Below are 16,382 nucleotides of genomic sequence, written 5' to 3' on the forward strand. Positions count from 1 at the left end.
CGGTTGGTGCTGCCCTGGGGAGTACCGAGTACCCGGCGCGTGATGCCTGGCGCGGCCCCGGCATGGCGGCCCGTCCACGATCACGTGCAGATCACGAGCCACCGTTCGCAGCTCTACGGCGTCGAGAGCTGTTCGGGTGAGCGTGGGCCCCCGGCGTTTCCGGTCGGGGGCGGCGGGCACTCGGGCCCGCATGAATCAGAGTCGTCGCACCCCGCTCATCGACAGCTCACTCGCCGTCCTTTCCAAGGGGTACGCCTGGCTGCCCGACCGTCGGCGCCGTACCACCGCCCCCGTGGTGCGCGCCCGGGTCATGGGACAGCACACCGTCGCCCTGCACGGTCCGGAAGCGGTGCGGTTTTTCTACGACGAACGGCATGTGGGGCGCGGAACGGCGCTTCCCGGTCCGGTGCTGAGCACACTGTTCGGGCACGGAGCCGTGCACACCATGGACGGCCAGGAACACCGCGTACGCAAGGAGATGTTCCTCTCCCTGCTCACCGGACCGGAGGCGGTCGCCGGTCTCGTGGAATGCGTCGCCGGGGCGTGGGACGAGGCGGTGGAGTCGTGGCCCGGCCGTCCGTCGGTGGTCCTGTTCGACGAAGCGAGCCGCGTTCTCACCCGGGGCGTCTGCCGGTGGGCCGGAATCCCCCTCGACGACGCGGAGTCGCTGGCCAGGGACCTGGTCGCCATGGTCGACGGCTTCGCCACGCCGGGGCCGCGCCACTGGCGGGCTCGCCGTGCGCGGTCCCGCAGTGAGGCTTGGCTGGGACGTCTGGTCGAGGACCTACGGGACGGGGCCGCCACCGCGCCGGCCGGGTCGGCGCTGGATGTGGTGGTCCGGCACCGGGATGCCGACGGCCAACTCCTCGACCCGCACACCGCCGCCGTGGAACTGCTCAATGTCATCCGTCCGACCGTCGCGGTGTGCTGGTTCGTCGCCTACGCCGGTCATGCGCTGCGCCTCAGGCCGGACATCCGGGAACGGCTGGGCGAGGACGACCCCGCGTACGCCGTGGCCTTCGCCCATGAGCTGCGGCGCTTCTACCCCTTCGCCCCGTTCCTCGGCGGCCGGGCCGTCACCGATCTGGAGTGGCGGGGAGAACCGATCCCGTCCGGCGCATTGGTCCTGCTGGACCTGTACGGGCAGAACCACGACCCCGACCTCTGGGACGCTCCGTACACCTTCGACCCGCAGCGCTTCCTGGAGCGGCCGGCCCATCGCGACGAACTCGTTCCCCAAGGCGGCGGCGACCGCACCACCGGTCACCGCTGCCCCGGTGAGGACGTCACGATCGCGCTGCTGCGCGCCCTCGGGCCACGGCTGGCGCGCCTGGAGTACGACGTGCCGGAACAGGACCTGAGGATCCCGCTGAGCCGCATCCCGGCGCGCATACGCAGCGGATTCGTCATCGAGGCCGTCCGTGTACCGGTGTCCGCTCTCAGCTCCGGGCGGGCAACGGGCTGACGGCTGCCCCGGAGAGAGGCAGATGATTCCGATGATCACTGAAGCTCATGTCCGCGCGCTGCTGAACCGTGAGGACGACGCGGTGCTGGTGCTGCTCCGCGGGCGGGCCGAAGTGGTCCCCGCTCCGGAGGTGGACTCGGAGCGCTGTCGCGGCGCGATGACGGTGATGTCCGGCCGGGAGCTCAGGGAACGCCTGGGCTCCGACCGGTCGGCGCCGGGGGACCTCAAGGCGGTCGCGGCCACCCTCGACGCGATGGTGACGGAGCAGGGCGGCTGAGCCGCGGCACGCTACTGAGTCGGCACCACGGGCTGGGGACTGGGCTGGGGGCTGGGCTGGGCTGGGGGCTGGGCTGGGCTGGGCACCGGATCTTCTGGTCACAGCGCGTTCGGCGTCTCACCTGGGGCCACCGTGTGCGGGCGAGGAACCCGCACACGGCCTGGTGCCGGTCAGGCACTCCGCCCGGTCAGGCACCCGCCGGACCACGACTCATCCGCCGCCCGGCGGTCACGGCCGCTCCCACCAGCGCGCCAGCGACAGCCGTCCTGCGCATCGCGGTCCGCCGCCGCCCGCCCCAGCCGCCGTGCACCGCCCCCTCCCCGGGAGCCGGTACGTGCAGCGCGCCGTGGGTGGCGGGAGCCTCCTCGTCGTGGGACAGATGGGTCTTGTCCGCCTGTCGTGCCATCGCCCGCTCCGCGATTCCCGGTGTCCTCCGGGACTGGCGTACCAGAGCGCGGCCCGCGGGGCCGACGACCACTTCACGGCGCGGGTGGCGGACCAGATCCACGACGGCCCGGGCGACCCGCTCGGGGCTGTAGACGGGAGGCATGGCGACCACCTTGCGCCCGGTGTAGTTGGCCGCCTGCTCGAAGTGCGGGGTGTCGATGGTCGCGGGCATCACGGTGCACACCTGAATGCCCTCGCCCCCCTCCACCTGCAACTGCTGCCGGAGGCTCGACCCGAGCCCTTGGACGGCGTGCTTGGACATGCTGTACGGATGGCTGTACGGCTGAGAGGTGGCACCCACGACGGACGAGATGTTGATCAGCGTGCCCGTACCCTGTTTCCGCATCACCGGCAGAGCCGCTCGGGCCCCGTGCACGTAGCCCATGACATCGACGTCCAGGACCTTGCGGAAATCCTCCAGCGGCACGTCCTCGAAACGGCCGAAGGCGTTGACGGCGGCGTTGTTGACCCAGACGTCGATCCGGCCCAGCTCCTCCACGGCACGCCGCGCCAGCTCCTCGACCGCCCTGACATCGGTCGTATCGGTCGGCACGACCAGCGCTCGTGCCCCGCGATGCTTCTCGCACTCCCGGGCGGTCGCCCGCAGCGCCTCCTCGCGGCGCGCGGCCAGCACCACGGCGCACCCCTTGCGTGCGAAAGCCTCGGCCGTGGCCCGCCCGATCCCGCTGGACGCTCCGGTCACCACCACTACGTGGTCCTTCAGTCGCATGCCGTACCTCCTCGGGTCGTCTGCTCGAGCCGGACGCGTCATGTCCGGCCCCACTGCCGAACGGGTACCCCACATGGGCAGATGATCGGGGTGGCCGCACAGTTCGCCGCAACGCATGTCAGCGTGGGATTCCGCATCGGAAGCCGGTCTTCGGGTACTCAGAGTTTGCTCGATCGCACAAGGTCCCGCCTTTCGGGAGAAGGAGTGGCGTATGACCGTCCCTGACGAGAACCGTCCGAAGACCGGGAAAACCGACGACACGTCCGTCGCAAAGCCTGACGAGGAACGCCGTTCACAGCAGAAGCAGCAGAACCAAGGGGCCGGGCGGTCCATGCGGGAGGCGCTGGACGAGGCAGACATCACGCCTGAGGACTACGAGGAGAAGTAGAACCCGGCCGGTCGCGGACGCAGGTGACAAGTGCCCTGGCCACGCGGCCGGCCGGCGACTTCACCCGTGGAGCAGCACGCCGACGAGTCGGCCGAGAGGCTGAAGAAGTAGCGGCGCACGTGCCGTCGCGGCGTCGGCGCAGGCGTACGCCTCTCAATCCCCTTCAGGGGGGTGCCCGTTCCGCAGCATGCGCAGCACGGCCCGTTCGGCAGGTCCCTGGGTCGCGGGGATGCCGTAGGCGCCCTCGTCGCCGAGGTGCGGCAGCGCGGCGGCGACCGTCACGCCCTCCTCAAAGAGTTCGACCACCCGCGGGTTGATGTAGGAAGCCCGGCAGACCGCAGGTGTGTTGCCGAGGTACCCGGCCACCTCTCGCGCCGCCCGGGCGATGGCCCTGCGCCGGGCGGTCTCGCTGCGCGCGACAGGCTGTGAGACGGCCAGCGCCACGGCGGCCATGACGGTGGCATGCCAGGTGCGGAAGTCCTTGGCGGTGATCTCCAGGCCGGCCAGTTCCTTGAGGTACGCGTTGACGTCATGTCCACTCACGTCATGCCAGGCGCGCCCCTCCCAGTAGGCAAGGAGCCGGTCGCCGCCGCCCCGGCGCCGCAGCAGCGCGGTGAGGCTACGGCAGGCGGCGGGGTCCGCGACCGTCTGGGCGATCTCCTTACCGTGCTTGCCGGTGTAGGTGAACAGGACCGCACCGGCGTGGCAGCGGGAGTGTTCACGCAGCAGCGTGGTGAGGCCGTAGCTGTTGTTCAGGTCGGTGTAGCGGTCGCTGCCGATGCGGAAGAAGCCGAGGTCGAGCAGGCGTACGGCCGTGGCCAGGACCCGCTGCCGGGTCAACCCGCGGTCGCGCAGATGCCCTTCGACAGCCTCCCGTACCGCGGGCAGAGTCTCGGCGACGTCGAGCACGTGCTCGTGCTTGGCCTCCTCCTGCTCGGCACGGAACTGCGGGTGGTACAGGTACTGGCGGCGTCCGGCGGCGTCGGTACCGACAGCTTGCAGATGCCCGTTGGGCCGGGTGCAGATCCACACGTCCCGCCAGGCCGGCGGTATGACCAGCTGCCGGATCCGGGCCAGCTCACCGGCGTCGCGCAGCGGCTCTCCCCGGGCGTCGAGGTAACGGAAGCCGCGTCCGTGGCGCAGGCGGCGGTACCCGGGGTCAGTGGGACGGCTGTGGTAGAGACGCACCGCAACCTCCTTTGACGCACCTGCGGCGATGAAAGCACCGACTCGCCCGGTGCACGGTCCTCCAGTTCCCAGCCGACTGAGTCGGCTGCTTTCCCCATCTGCTACCCCCTCTCCTCTACCCCGGATCGCAGATTCCTGGGGTAAGCCGTGCCCAAAACCGACGACGGCCGACCCGAATGGCGAACGCCCCGAGAGCGCCGGCTGAAGCCACCGGTCGCCTCCCCACCACTGAGCGGCGCCGCCCACGACGCGGCTCCGCTCAGCCCGTGCAGCGGCGAGTCAGCCCGTGCAGCGGCGGCCGGTCAACCCGTGTAGCGGCGGGCCGTCGAATGGCGCTGGGAGTCCTCCAGCAGCCGCAGCCGGGACTCGACCTCCGGGGGAAGCACGTGCCGTTCGCGCAGTACCCACGGCAGCGCGGCGGCGGCCTCGGCGAAGGCGCGCAGTGACACGGCGTCGTGCGGCACTGTGCGGGCCAGATCCACGGTGCGGCGGAGCGCGGGCCCTGCCGGGCGGCGGAGCCAGGTGAACCACAGCGTGTTGCGGATGCCGTGGGCCCTCCGCAGCGTGGCGTTCCGGACGACCGAGGGCCGGTGATGGACGGTCAGATGCTCGGCGTACGTCAGCCACCAGCCGTCCGCCGCGAGGTCCGCAGCGAGCAGTTCCTCCTCGCCGCCCAGCCACAGCCGGGGGTGGAAGCCGCCCGCGGCCCGGAAGGCGTCGGCGCGCAGCACGGTCGCGGCGGCCAGGAAGGAGCCGAGGGCCGGCCCGGGCAGCCAAGGGGGCCCGGAAATGGGCGAGTTGCGCAGTTCGGTGACGATCGGGTCCTCGGTGCCGTCCGGTTCGACGACGATACGTGCCGTGACGGCGCCGAGTGCGGGATGCCGGTCGAGCAGGTCGGCGGCGCCGGACAGGGAATCCGGCGCCCACCAGGAGTCGTCGTCGCAGAAGGCCACGTACGGCGTGTGCACCTGGCGCATGGCCAGGTTGCGGCCGACGGCGCCGAGGTTGCGGCCGGGACGCAGCAGCCGTACTTCGGGGTGGAGGCGGGCGACGGCGGAGGCGGTGCCGTCGGTGGAGGCGTTGTCGGTGACGATGACAGGGGGCCGCTCCGGCAGTTGGGCCAGGTGGTCGAGGGTGCGCAGGAGTTCGGGGCGGCGGTTGTGGGTGATGACGACGACGGTCGTGCGGGGGTCGGTCATACCGGTGCTCCGATGTCTGCGGCGTCCAGGCTGCCGGCGGCCCGCTCGACGTGCGGGGGCAGCGGCCTGCGGGCCCGCAGTGCGGCGGGCAGGCGCACAAGGGTCTGGCGCAGGGCGTGGCGGGCGTGGGGGTCGTGGCGGGCCTCGGCGGCGAGGTCGCGGGTGCGGGCCAGGGCGTACGGCAGGGGGCGGCGCAGCCATGCGGTGAGCAGGGCGTTGCGGCGGACGGTGGCCGGGCGGCCGGTGCGGGGCGACGGTGCCGGGTGGTGGTGGGCGACCACGTCGGGGCAGTGGGTGACGCCCCAGCCGCGGGCGGCGAGGTCGTAGGCGAGCAGAGTTTCCTCGCCGCCGAAGAACAGCAGGGGGTGGAAGCCGCCCGCGTCCAGATAGGCGCTGCGGCGGACGACGGAGGCGCAGGCGAGGAAGCCGAGGACCTGGGTGCCGGGCAGGTCGGCCGCAGGGCCCAGCGGGGACGTGGCGAGCATGTCGTTGAGCGGGTCGGGACCGGCGGCGGGACCGACCAGGGTGTGCGCGGAGAGCAGGCCGAGCCGCGGGTGGGCGTCGAACAGGCGGGCCGCGCGGCTCAGGGCGCCCGGCGCCCACCAGGAGTCGTCGTCGCTGAACGCCACGTACGGGGTGTCGAGAGCCCGGACGCCGTGTGTGCGGGCGAGGGCTCCGCGGTTGGAGGGGAGGCTCAGCACGCGGACCTGGGGGAAGTCGCGGGCGAGGAGGTCGCGGGTGCCGTCGGTGGAGGCGTTGTCGGCGACGAGGACCTGGGGCCGCTCGGGCAGGTCGAGAAGGTGACGGAGGGTGCGGGCCAGCGAGGGCGCGCGATTGCGGGTGGCGATGACGACGCCGACGGGCGCGTGGTTGCTGCCGACGGGCCCGTGGTTCATGTCGGGTGCGTGGTTCATGACGGGTGCGCGTCGGGGAGTCGGTCGAGGGCGTCGAGGACCTCTTCGGGGCGGATACGCAGCAGGGCGGGGTCGGTGCGGCGCCCGTGCGGGTCGCCGTCCGGGCCGGGGTGCCACAGGACCTGATGGCGCGGGTGCGCGGGCGGGCCCCAGCGGCTGGGCGGGACGGGCCCGAAGAGGGTGACGGAGGGGGTGGCGTGGGCGACGGCGAGGTGGGCGATGCCGGTGTCGCCGCTGACGACGGCGCGGGCGGCGGCGACCAGCGCGGAGAGCCGGGCGAAGGGCAGGCCGCCGCCGAACACGTCGGTGTCGGGCAGGCGCGCCTCCTTGGCCAGCCGGGCCACCAGGTCGCCCTCGTCCGCTCCCCCGGTGATCACGACCCGGTGGCCGCGTTCGCGCAGGGCGGTCGCGACGGTCGCGTAGCGGTCGAGGGGCCAGCAGCGCGAGGGGGCTCCGGCGCCGGGGTGCAGGACGATCGCGGCGGGGGCCGGGGACGGGCCCGGCGGGCGCGGCAGCCGCAGGTCGGTGGGGTCGGCGGGAATGCCGTACGCCTCGAGGAAGCGGCACCAGCGGTCCCGTTCGTGTTCCTCGGCGTACCACGGCGGCCCGTCGATCTCGGGCGTGCCGGGATGCGCGAAGGCGAGGAGCCGGCGCGGGTGCAGGGATTGCAGGAGCCGGTGGCTGGGCAGCCCTTTGCCGTGCAGGTCGACCGCTACGTCGGGCGGCGGGCCGGTCCAGTGGAGGGTTGTGGGTACGGCGCGGCCGGGGGCGGCGGCGGGCAGCAGCCGGTCGACGGCTCCCGTCGTCGCCGTGACCGGGGCGAGTTCGGACGGGGCGGCCAGCACCAGTTCGTGGTCGGGGAAGCCGCGGCGCAGTGCGCGCAGCGCGGGGACACCGGCGAGGAGGTCGCCGAGACCCAGGGCGCGCAGGACGAGCAGACGGGGCCGCGTGCTCATCGGGCGCCTTCCCTCGCCCGGGCCACGATCGCGGTCGAGGAGCGGCCGTCGAGGTATGGCAGCAGGACCGCCTGTCCGCCCCACTCCTCGAGCAGTGCGGCCTCGGGCAGGTCGGCGCCGGAGTAGTCACCGCCCTTCACCCAGATGTGGGGGCGGAGGCCGGCCAGCAGACGCTCGGGGGTGTCCTCGTCGAAGACGGCGACGGCGTCGACGCAGGCGAGGGCGTTCAGTACCCGGACGCGGTCGGCCAGCGCGTTCACGGGACGTCCGTCGCCCTTGCGCCGCCGCACCGACGCGTCCGAGTTGACGCAGACGACCAGGCAGTCGCCGAGTCGGCGTGCGGCCTGGAGCAGGCCGACGTGACCGGCGTGCAGCAGGTCGAAGCAGCCGCCCGCGGCGACGACGGTGCCGCCGGTGGCGCGGACGCGGGTGACCAGGTCGCGGGCGTCGGTGGCGTCGGCGGTGGCCGCCGGGGCGGCGTCTGTGTGCGTGACGCCTCCGGCCCCGCCGGCTCCCACGAACTCGGTCGCCGCGGCCACGGCACCCTCCACGGCCTCCGCGACCAGCGCCCCGTCGGCCAGCAGTCCGGCCGCCGTGGCGGCGAACCGGTCGCCGGCGCCGCAGCTGTCCCCGTGGTGGGCGGCGGACGCTGGGACGAGCAGCGGGTTCTCCCCGTACGACAGCAGGGCGCCGTTCGCACCGAGGGTCACCGCTACGGCGGCGACCCGCCAGTGCCGTACCAGCTCGGCGGCGTCCAGGGCGGCGTCCCGCAGGGCGTTCCCGTGCCGCTCCTGGTCGACGGCCGCCGCGGCGAACGTACGTGCCTCCGCGCGGGCCGGTGACACCAGCCGGGTGCCCGGCACCGGCGGTCCTCCACGCGGATGCGGGTCCCAGACCAGAGGTGGCCGCTCGGCGAGGACGTTCCGGAGGGCGTCCGCCGCACCCCGGCCGTAGTCGGAGACCAGGACGGCGGAGGCCGAGCACAGTGCCTCGCGCGCCGCGTCCGTCGCCTCGCGGACGCGGCCCGTGCCCCGGTCCAGGCGGACCACAGGGCTGCCCTGGGCCATGACGCGGGTCTTCTCCGACAGCGCGCCGGTCAGTGGAAGCTCGATCAACTTCAGCTCCGGGGCGAGGAGTTGGCGCAGTTCCTCGCTCGCCGGGTCGTCGCCAAGACCGGTGATCAGGGTGACCTCGCGGCCGTCGCGGGCCGCGAGGTACGCGGTGAGGGCGGCGCCGCCCGGCCGCAGCCGGTGCGCGCAGTCGGCGACGACGGGCACGGGCGCGTCGGGGGCGAGGCGCTCGGCGGTGCCGGTCAGGTCGCGGTCGAGCAGAGCGTCGCCGACCACGACGAGGGGTGCCTTACGGTGCATGTCAGCTGCCCTCCCTTGCCAGCGCGGCGTCGAACGCGGCGCACACCATGTGCACCGCCACCAGGTGGAGTTCCTGGACGGTGGCGGTGGAGGCGGCGCTCACGCACAGGGACTCGTCGCTGCCCGCCAGCAGGGGGTTCGGGGCCGGGCCGGTCAGCGTCCACACGCGCAGGCCCGCCGAGCGTCCCGTGTGGGCGGCAGACAGCAGGTTGGCGCTGGCGCCGCTGGTGGACAGCAGCATCAGCACGTCGCCGGGGCGGCCGTGAGCGCGTACCTGGCGGGCGAACACCTCGTCGACGCCGTAGTCGTTGGCGATGGCCGTCGTGCTGGAGGTGTCGGCGTGCAGGGCGATCGCGGAGAACGCCGGCCGGTCGTCGAGGTAACGGCCGACGAGTTCGGCGGTCAGGTGCTGGGCCTGGGCCGCGCTGCCTCCGTTGCCCGCGGCGAGCAGCCGCCCACCGCCGCTGAGGACGGCGGCGAGCTGCTCGCCCCACCGTTCGGTGACGTATGCCGAGGCACGGAACGCCCCCAGGGCGTCGAGGAGTTCGTCGCAGTGCGCGGCGACCGGGGATGTCTCGGTGCTCCGAGTGCTCATCACGCCACCTCCGACGGGATCGCGTCACGCGCCGTGACGTGTTGGTGGACCTGTTCGACGCCGTCCGCGACGCGCTGCCAGGTGTAGCGGGCGAGGACGCGTTCGCGGCCGGCCGCGCCCATGCGGCGGCGCGACCGCTCGCCGTCGAGGAGTTCGCGGGTGGCCCCGGCGATCGCCCACGGGTCGCCCGCCGGCACCAGCCGGCCGGTGCCGTGGTCGGCCACGGTGTCCCGGTGGCCGCCGACGTCGGTGGCGACGACCGGTACGCCGCAGGCCATCGCCTCCAGCGGGACGATGCCGAAGGGCTCGTACGTCGGGGTGCACAGGACCACGTCGGCGCTGCGGATCAGCGCGGGCATGCGGGCCGGGTCCACTGCGCCGAGCAGGTGGACCCGGTCGCCGACGCCGGCGCGTTCGGCCAGGCGCAGCAGCCGCTGTGCCTCCGGTTCGGCGGCCAGCAGTTCGGGCGGCGGCCCGCCGGCCACGACGAGTTCGGCGTCGGGGATCCGGGTGAGCGCGCGGATGGCCTGGTCGTAGCCCTTGCGGGGGACGAGCCGCCCGCAGGAGAGGATCCGGTGCCGCTCCCTGCGTACCGGTTTCCCGGCGCGCGGCCTCCCGGGGCGGAAGTGGTCGGCGTCCACCCCGCACGGCACCACGGAGACCCGGCTGACCGGTACGCCCATGTCGGCCAGTTCGTGCACCTCGTCGGTGCAGGTCGCCAGGACCCGGGCGCAGCCGCGGCCGATCTGCCGCTCGACACCGATGCGCTGGCGCGGGCTTGTGTCCTCGTGGCCCTGGTGGCGCCGCTTGACGGTGCCGAGGGCGTGGAAGGTCTGCACGACGGGGATGCCGTGGGGCTCGGCGCCGGTCTGTGCCGCCATCCCGGACATCCAGAAGTGGGCGTGCACGGCGTCGGGCCGCTCGCGCTCCCAGACGCGCGCGAGGTACGCGCCGAAGGCGGGCATGTACGGGAACAGCTCGTCCTTGGGGACCGATTCGGGCGGCCCGGCCGGGACGTGCTCGACGACGGCACCGCCGGGCAGCGGCACCCGGTCGGGCAGGTCGGCCGCGTCGCGCCGGGTGTAGACGGTGACGTCGTGGCCGCGGCGCGCCAGTTCCTCGGTGAGGCGGGCGACATACACGTTCTGGCCACCGGCGTCGACGCCGCCGAGCGCCGCCAGGGGGCTCGCGTGCTCGGACACCATGGCGATCCTCATCGGCTCACTTCCTTCAGCAGCCGCTCCCAGTCGTCCAGGAAGCGGGGTAGTCCGTAGCGGGCGAGCGCCGCGGCGCGTGCGCCCTCGCCGACCATGCGGGCGTGCAGCGGATCGGCGACGAAGTCCCGTACGGCGTCTTTCAGTACGTCGATGCGGTTGGAGACCACCCCGGCACCCGCCGGCACCGCCTCGGTCACCTCGGTGGTGGCGAGGGCCACCACCGGCATGCCGAGGTGCATCGCCTCCAGCAGGGACAGGCCGAGGGAGGTCCAGCGGACGGGGTGGACGTACACGCGCCGTCGGCCCAGCTGCGCGTGCAGCTCGCTCTGGACGAGTTCGTGGGAGCGGCAGCGGTCGGTCGGGATGCCGATCCGGTCGGCGAGCCCGTCGGTCCCCATGCCGAATACGTCCAAGGGGGCCGCGCGGGAGAACTCCGGCAGCAGGTCCGTGCCCGTCGTACGGCCGCGCCGCACCGGCTCGTTGACCACCACGGCCGCCCGGTCCAGCTCACCGGTCCACAGGTGCCCGGGGTCGACGATGCCGTGCTCGATGACGGTCGTCGGGGTGTTTCCGGCGTCCCACATCAGGCGGTTGAAGTGCGTGACGTGGACGAGGGTGGCGCCGGGGATGTCGGCGGCCGGGTGGCGGGTGTCGGGGACGTCACCGTGCGGGGCGTTGTGCTCGAGGTACACCAGCGGCGGCCGGCGCCCCAGCCAGCGGTCGACCAGGGCGAGTTCGTGCGGCCGCTGGAGGACCACGGCGTCGATGTCCGCGTCCCGCAGCTGCTCGGGCGGGACTTCGACGACGGAGTCCGGCCAGTCGAAGGTGCGGGCGCGGCCACGTCCGTCGGGCCCCCGGTCCGGGGTGACGGGGACGACGTAGGTGTGCGGGCCCTGCACGAAGGCCGTGGTCCACGACCCGTGCACGTGCCAGATGAGGATCCTCATGACTCCCCCACGAGTTTCCGCACGGCGGCGAGCACATCGAGCACGGTCACCGACTCCAGACACGGATGGCCGGGGACCGGGCAGGTCCGTGCGCGGCTGTCCGCGCACGGGGCGGCCTGGTCGCCGAGCAGGACGTACGGAACGCCGTACGGCCTCCAGCGCTCGGCGGGCACCACCGGCGCGAAGAGCGAGACGACGGGGGTGCCGACGGCGGCGGCGAGGTGGGCCGGGGCCGTGTTGCCGGTGACGACGGCATCGGCTCCGGCCAGCACACCGGCGAGTTCCGCGGCACCGGTACGGCCGCCGAGGTCGAGGCCGTGCTCGCCGGCGACGTACGCGGTCAGGTCCCGCTCGTCCGGGCCGCCGGTGACCACGACCCGGTGCCCGTCCGCGGCCAGTTCTCGCACGGCCTCCGCGCTGCGCTCGCGGCTCCAGGCCCGGGCGGGGACGCTGGCGCCGGGGTGCAGCACGACGTACGGCCCGGGACCGGTCACCGGGGCGGTGGCGGGTGGTGGCAGCACCCGCAGCCGTCCGTCGTCGACCCGGGGGAATCCCGCGGCCTCGGCGATGTCGAGCGCGGCCTCCGCCTCGTGGGCGTGCGGCGCGCGGTGATGGCGTACGTCGAGGAGGGAGCCGGGGTAGTCCTGGCTGTCCGCTGCGATGTGCCCCACCCCGGCCAGGCGCAGCAACAGGGCGGCGGGCAGCGGGGATTGATGGAAGGAGGTCAGGACCAGGGCGGTCTCGGCGTCGATCATGTCGAGGAGCTGCTCGACCTCTCCGCGGCCGACGGGCGGGGGTGCGAAGCCCACCCAGGGCGCGTCCCAGACCAGGATGTCGTCCACGCCGGGCAGCAGGCGCGCGGCGGGCGCGCCCCGCGGTCCGCACAGCAGGGTGACGGTGTCGGCGCGGGCGGCGACGGCCCGTACGGCGGGCCCGGCGAGCAGCACGTCGCCGAAGCTGTCGAGGCGGGTCACGAGGGCCTTCACCGTGGCCTCCCGCTGGTGTCGTGGGCGGTGTCGTAGGCAGTCTTGAGGGGCCGCTCGTCGGCCAGGACGCGGCCCTGCGGCTGCCCGGTCAGCACCGCGCGGACGGCGGTCAGGACGTCCGGCGCCACATGCTCCGCCCGCGCCGTCTCCTCCGGCCGCGTCTCCGGAGCCGGTACGAGGATGCCGTGGGCGCCCGCCCGGTGTGCGGCCTCGACGTCGGCGCCGATGTCGCCGACGACGACGCAGTCGGCGGGCGCGGTGCAGATCCGTCCGGCCGCCCAGAGGATCAGGCCCGGTTCCGGTTTGCGGCAGTGGCAGCGGTCGTCGGGCCCGTGCGGGCACACGGCCCACACGTCGAAGGGGCCGAGGAGTTCGTCGACGCGGTGGTTGACCCTGCGGACGTCGGCGTCGGTGAGCAGTCCGCGCGCGATGCCGGACTGGTTGGTGACGACGCCGGTGCGGATGCCGCTCTCGCGCAGCAGGCCGAGCGCCTCGCGGGCTCCGTCGACCGGGCGGACCCGGTCGGGGTCGCCGTTGTAGGGCACGTCGTGGACGAGGGTGCCGTCGCGGTCGAACAGCACGGCCTTCACGCCGCTCACGACGCCACCTCCTGCCAGGCGGGGGCGCCCCGGTGCCGCCACAGGCCGCTCAGCCAGTGCCAGGTCGCGGCGGGCGGGATGAGCGCGCTGGTCACGACCATGGTCGTCACCTCGTTCCGGGTGCGCGGGCCGGGTGCGATGCGCGCCCACGCGAACTCGCCGGTGCCGGCGGCCCAGCCGAGCGCGGCGACCGCGGCGGCCCGGCGGCGTCCGGCGGCGGCGAGGGCGCACGCGGCGGCTCCGGTGGCCGTGATCGCGAGGTGGGCGCGCAGGCGGCCGCGCGGTGCCACTGCCCTGGGCCACCAGTCGGGCCCGTGCAGGTGCCGCATGAGGGCGTCGTCGGCGTTGCCGCGCTGGGCGCGCAGGGACACCCAGCGGTCGGTGGGGCGCACGGGGTGGCGGGTGGTACGGCGGCCCTGCCGGATGCGCCAGCCGGCGTCGAGGACGCGCAGCGCGAGGTCGGCGTCCTCCCGGAAGGCCCGGCGGAAGCGTTCGTCGAAGCCGCCGAGCTGCTGCAGCGCGTCGGTGCGGTAGGCCATGTCGGCGGTGATCCATCGGGCCTGCGCCAGACCGGCGGTACCGCGTTCCCAGTCGGTGGGCCGGCGTTCGCCGGGCAGCGGTACGGCGATGACGCCCTGGACGCCCGCGGTGTCGGGGGTCGTGTCGGCCAGGTCCTGTGTCAGCTGTTCGCACCAGTGCGGGCCGACCTGGACGTCGTCATCGAGGAAGGCGACCCAGGGCGAGGTGACCGCGCGCAGGCCGGTGTTGCGGGCGGCGGCGGGTCCGCGCCCGCCGCCCGGGACCACCGTCGTACGTTCGCGCAGGTCGCCCAGGACGCTGAGGGGATGCTCCAGCCGGCCGGGGTCCGGGTCGGGCCGGTCGTCGACGAGGACGATCTCCTGCGGCTCGGGCCCGGTCGCGGCAGCGAGCGCGGCAAGGCAGTCGGCGAGGGTGTCGCGGACGAGGGTGGGGATCACGACGGCGTAGGCCGGGCTCATGCGAACGCCCTTCCCCGGCGCACGACGTACGGCCCGATCGCCAGCAGGTCCACGGGCGCGGAGCCGAAGCACTCCAGCGCGTCGCGGGGATCGTCGACCATGGGCCGCCCGGCGGTGTTGAGGCTGGTGTTGACGACCACGGGCAGTCCCGTGCGCCGCTCGAAGGCAGCCAGCATCCGCGCCACGAGCGGTTCCTGGCGCTCCTCGACGGTCTGGATGCGCGCGGTGCCGTCGACGTGCACGACAGCCGGGATGCGATCGCGCCATTCCTGTGCGACGTCGTGCACGAAGAGCATGTACGGGCTCGGCAGCGGCCCGGCGAACAGCTCCTGGGCCCGGTCGGCCACGACCATGGGCGCGACGGGCCGGAACTCCTCGCGGCCCTTGACGTGGTTGAGCCGCTCCAGATTCTCGGCGCGGCCGGGGTGGGCGAGCAGTGACCGGTGCCCGAGGGCACGCGGCCCGTACTCGCTGCGCCCCTGGAACCAGGCGACGATCCCGTCCCGGGCGAGCTCCTCGGCCACGGTCTCGGCGATGTCGTCCGGCCGTTCGTACGGCACGGCGGCCTCGTCGAGCCGGGCGCGCAGCTCCTCGTCGCTCCAGCCACGGCCGAGGTCGGCGCCGGGCATGGCCTGCGGAGATTCCTGCTGCGCGGCCAGGTGGAGGGCGCCGCCGAGCGCGGTTCCGGCGTCCCCGGCGGCGGGCTGCACCCAGACGTGCCGGTACGGGCCACGGGCGGCGATCTTCGAGTTGGCGACGCAGTTCAGGGCCACCCCGCCGGCCATGGCGAGCGCCTCTCCGCCGGCCTCGCCATGCAGCCAGTGGACCAGTTCGAGCAGGACCTCTTCGAGGACGGCCTGGCTGCTGGCGGCGAGGTCGGCGTGGTCCTGGGTCCAGCCCTCGCCCTTGGCGCGCGGCGGGGCGAGAGCAGCCCAGTCGACGCCGTGCGCGCGGAAGCCGCCGTGGCCGGTCGGGTGGACGTACTGCCGCAGCTCGGGCAGGAAGCGTGGCTTGCCGTAGGAGGCGAGGGCCATCACCTTGTACTCGTCGCTGCTCCGCAGGAAGCCGAGGTGTTCGGTCAGCTCCTCGTAGAGCAGACCGAGGGAGTCCGGCAGCGCCTGCGCGGCGAGCGTGTCGAGCTTGCCGTCGCGGTAGCGGCCGGCCAGGTGGGAGGCGGCCTCGCCGCGGCCGTCGAGGACGAGGACGGCACTGTCCGGGTGCGGGGAGGCGGGCCCGGCGGAGGCGGCGTGCGCGACATGGTGGGGGACGAAGACCACACGGTCGGGGTCGAGGCCGGGCAGGGCCTCGGCGAGGAACTCGGGGGCGCGGCGCGCGTACTCGAGGCGCAGTGGGTCCCAGGGGTCGTTCAGCCCCATCTCCTGGGCGGGGCGGGCGAGCTTGGGATCGAAGGAGTAGGTGACGGCGTCGAGTTCCTCCGGCCGTACGCCCGCCTGCTCCAGGCACCAGCGGGCGGAGAGCTCGGGCAGCTCCCACGCGGAGAACGGCACCGGACGCTTGCCGTGCTTGCGGCGGCTGAAGCGCTCCTCCTCGGCGGCCGCGACCGTATGGCCGTCGACGACGAGAGCGGCGGCCGGGTCGTGGAACAGGGCGTTGATACCAAGGATCTTCATGGGCGAGTCGCTCCGTCCCAGTGGCTGGTGGGGTCAGTGCTCCGGCTTTTGCGGGTGCCGCCGAGACAGCTGTCTCAAACACTTGGAGATAGCTCGGCATGGAATGCTAATTTCACAAAATGCAATGTTTAGGTCACGGCTGGTTGCAATGGCCGGGGTGAGAGGTGCGGCTGACTGCTGGGGCCGAACAATGCTTCGGCCGGTCGGCCGGCCGGTTCGTCGAGCGGCTGGTCGGCCGGTTCGTCGAGCGGTGCCGATGGCCCCCGCGGACAGGGCGGGCGGTGTCCGGGCACGCCAGTACGGCACACGGCTCAGAGGGCCGCGCACGGAGGCCGGCGAAACACCGGGCCAGGGAGAAGGGAGCCCCCGGGGGCTGCTCACCCGCCGGCCGGATACGGTCCGCAGCCCACGAGCCGGTCACATGCCGCTCGCAGCCGCCCCGCCGACCGACAGGCAGCTCGCAGCCTGCGCGACC

The 16,382-nt window shown here is 74.0% G+C and carries 16 protein-coding genes; 3 read left to right on the forward strand and 13 right to left on the reverse strand.

Going from position 1 to position 16,382, the window contains the following annotated elements; translation table 11 throughout:
* Positions 1–190 precede the first annotated feature (190 nt).
* Positions 191–1,465 (forward strand): cytochrome P450, encoded by a 1,275-nt coding sequence (locus ACGFNK_RS00655; RefSeq protein WP_393410519.1) that lies wholly within the window; start codon positions 191–193, stop codon positions 1,463–1,465.
* 31 nt (positions 1,466–1,496) lie between these two features.
* Positions 1,497–1,742 carry a hypothetical protein gene (locus ACGFNK_RS00660; protein WP_386355503.1) on the forward strand — a complete coding sequence of 82 codons (246 nt, stop codon included), beginning with the start codon at positions 1,497–1,499 and terminating at the stop codon, positions 1,740–1,742.
* Positions 1,743–1,929: 187 nt separating this feature from the next.
* Here ACGFNK_RS00660 and ACGFNK_RS00665 read toward each other — a convergent pair whose 3' ends face one another.
* Positions 1,930–2,919, reverse strand: coding sequence for an SDR family oxidoreductase (locus tag ACGFNK_RS00665; RefSeq protein WP_393410521.1), 990 nt, complete (start codon positions 2,917–2,919; stop codon positions 1,930–1,932).
* Between the two features lie 211 nt (positions 2,920–3,130).
* Here ACGFNK_RS00665 and ACGFNK_RS00670 point away from each other — a divergent pair, with 211 nt between their 5' ends.
* The gene (locus ACGFNK_RS00670; RefSeq protein WP_386355497.1) at positions 3,131–3,307 is read left to right on the forward strand and encodes a hypothetical protein; all 177 of its coding nucleotides are present in this window, start codon (positions 3,131–3,133) and stop codon (positions 3,305–3,307) included.
* 153 nt (positions 3,308–3,460) lie between these two features.
* On the opposite strand, the gene ACGFNK_RS00675 is transcribed toward ACGFNK_RS00670, so the two are convergent.
* From ACGFNK_RS00675 to ACGFNK_RS00730, 12 genes are all read right to left on the reverse strand, one after another.
* Positions 3,461–4,495 carry a DNA topoisomerase IB gene (locus ACGFNK_RS00675; RefSeq protein WP_393410524.1) on the reverse strand — a complete coding sequence of 345 codons (1,035 nt, stop codon included), beginning with the start codon at positions 4,493–4,495 and terminating at the stop codon, positions 3,461–3,463.
* Between the two features lie 302 nt (positions 4,496–4,797).
* Entirely contained in the window at positions 4,798–5,694 is an 897-nt protein-coding gene (locus ACGFNK_RS00680) for a glycosyltransferase family 2 protein (RefSeq protein ID WP_393410526.1), read from the reverse strand.
* The gene (locus ACGFNK_RS00685; protein WP_393410528.1) at positions 5,691–6,608 is read right to left on the reverse strand and encodes a glycosyltransferase family 2 protein; all 918 of its coding nucleotides are present in this window, start codon (positions 6,606–6,608) and stop codon (positions 5,691–5,693) included. The genes ACGFNK_RS00680 and ACGFNK_RS00685 overlap by 4 nt, the downstream gene beginning before the upstream one ends.
* A complete protein-coding gene (locus ACGFNK_RS00690) occupies positions 6,605–7,564 on the reverse strand; it encodes a glycosyltransferase family 9 protein (RefSeq protein ID WP_393410530.1) in 960 nt (319 codons plus the stop codon). The genes ACGFNK_RS00685 and ACGFNK_RS00690 overlap by 4 nt, the downstream gene beginning before the upstream one ends.
* Complete coding sequence (rfaE2, locus tag ACGFNK_RS00695; protein WP_393410532.1) at positions 7,561–8,934, reverse strand: D-glycero-beta-D-manno-heptose 1-phosphate adenylyltransferase; 1,374 nt, start codon at positions 8,932–8,934, stop codon at positions 7,561–7,563. The genes ACGFNK_RS00690 and rfaE2 overlap by 4 nt, the downstream gene beginning before the upstream one ends.
* Position 8,935: 1 nt before the next feature.
* Positions 8,936–9,529, reverse strand: coding sequence for an SIS domain-containing protein (locus ACGFNK_RS00700; RefSeq protein ID WP_393410534.1), 594 nt, complete (start codon positions 9,527–9,529; stop codon positions 8,936–8,938).
* Complete coding sequence (locus ACGFNK_RS00705) at positions 9,529–10,746, reverse strand: glycosyltransferase (RefSeq protein WP_393410536.1); 1,218 nt, start codon at positions 10,744–10,746, stop codon at positions 9,529–9,531. Before ACGFNK_RS00705 ends, ACGFNK_RS00700 begins: the two co-directional genes overlap by 1 nt.
* Positions 10,743–11,693: a glycosyltransferase gene (locus ACGFNK_RS00710; protein WP_393410538.1), complete on the reverse strand. Its 951-nt coding sequence runs from the start codon at positions 11,691–11,693 to the stop codon at positions 10,743–10,745. The genes ACGFNK_RS00705 and ACGFNK_RS00710 overlap by 4 nt, the downstream gene beginning before the upstream one ends.
* Positions 11,690–12,679, reverse strand: coding sequence for a glycosyltransferase family 9 protein (locus ACGFNK_RS00715; protein ID WP_393410540.1), 990 nt, complete (start codon positions 12,677–12,679; stop codon positions 11,690–11,692). The genes ACGFNK_RS00710 and ACGFNK_RS00715 overlap by 4 nt, the downstream gene beginning before the upstream one ends.
* Positions 12,676–13,278: a D-glycero-alpha-D-manno-heptose-1,7-bisphosphate 7-phosphatase gene (locus ACGFNK_RS00720; protein WP_393410541.1), complete on the reverse strand. Its 603-nt coding sequence runs from the start codon at positions 13,276–13,278 to the stop codon at positions 12,676–12,678. Before ACGFNK_RS00720 ends, ACGFNK_RS00715 begins: the two co-directional genes overlap by 4 nt.
* Entirely contained in the window at positions 13,275–14,276 is a 1,002-nt protein-coding gene (locus ACGFNK_RS00725) for a glycosyltransferase family 2 protein (protein WP_393410542.1), read from the reverse strand. Before ACGFNK_RS00725 ends, ACGFNK_RS00720 begins: the two co-directional genes overlap by 4 nt.
* Positions 14,273–15,907, reverse strand: a complete 1,635-nt coding sequence (locus tag ACGFNK_RS00730) for a carbamoyltransferase (RefSeq protein WP_393410543.1) — start codon at positions 15,905–15,907, stop codon at positions 14,273–14,275. Before ACGFNK_RS00730 ends, ACGFNK_RS00725 begins: the two co-directional genes overlap by 4 nt.
* Between the last annotated feature and the right edge of the window lie 475 nt (positions 15,908–16,382).

Source organism: Streptomyces sp. NPDC048825, from assembly GCF_043198355.1.
Taxonomy (GTDB): domain Bacteria; phylum Actinomycetota; class Actinomycetes; order Streptomycetales; family Streptomycetaceae; genus Streptomyces; species Streptomyces xiangluensis.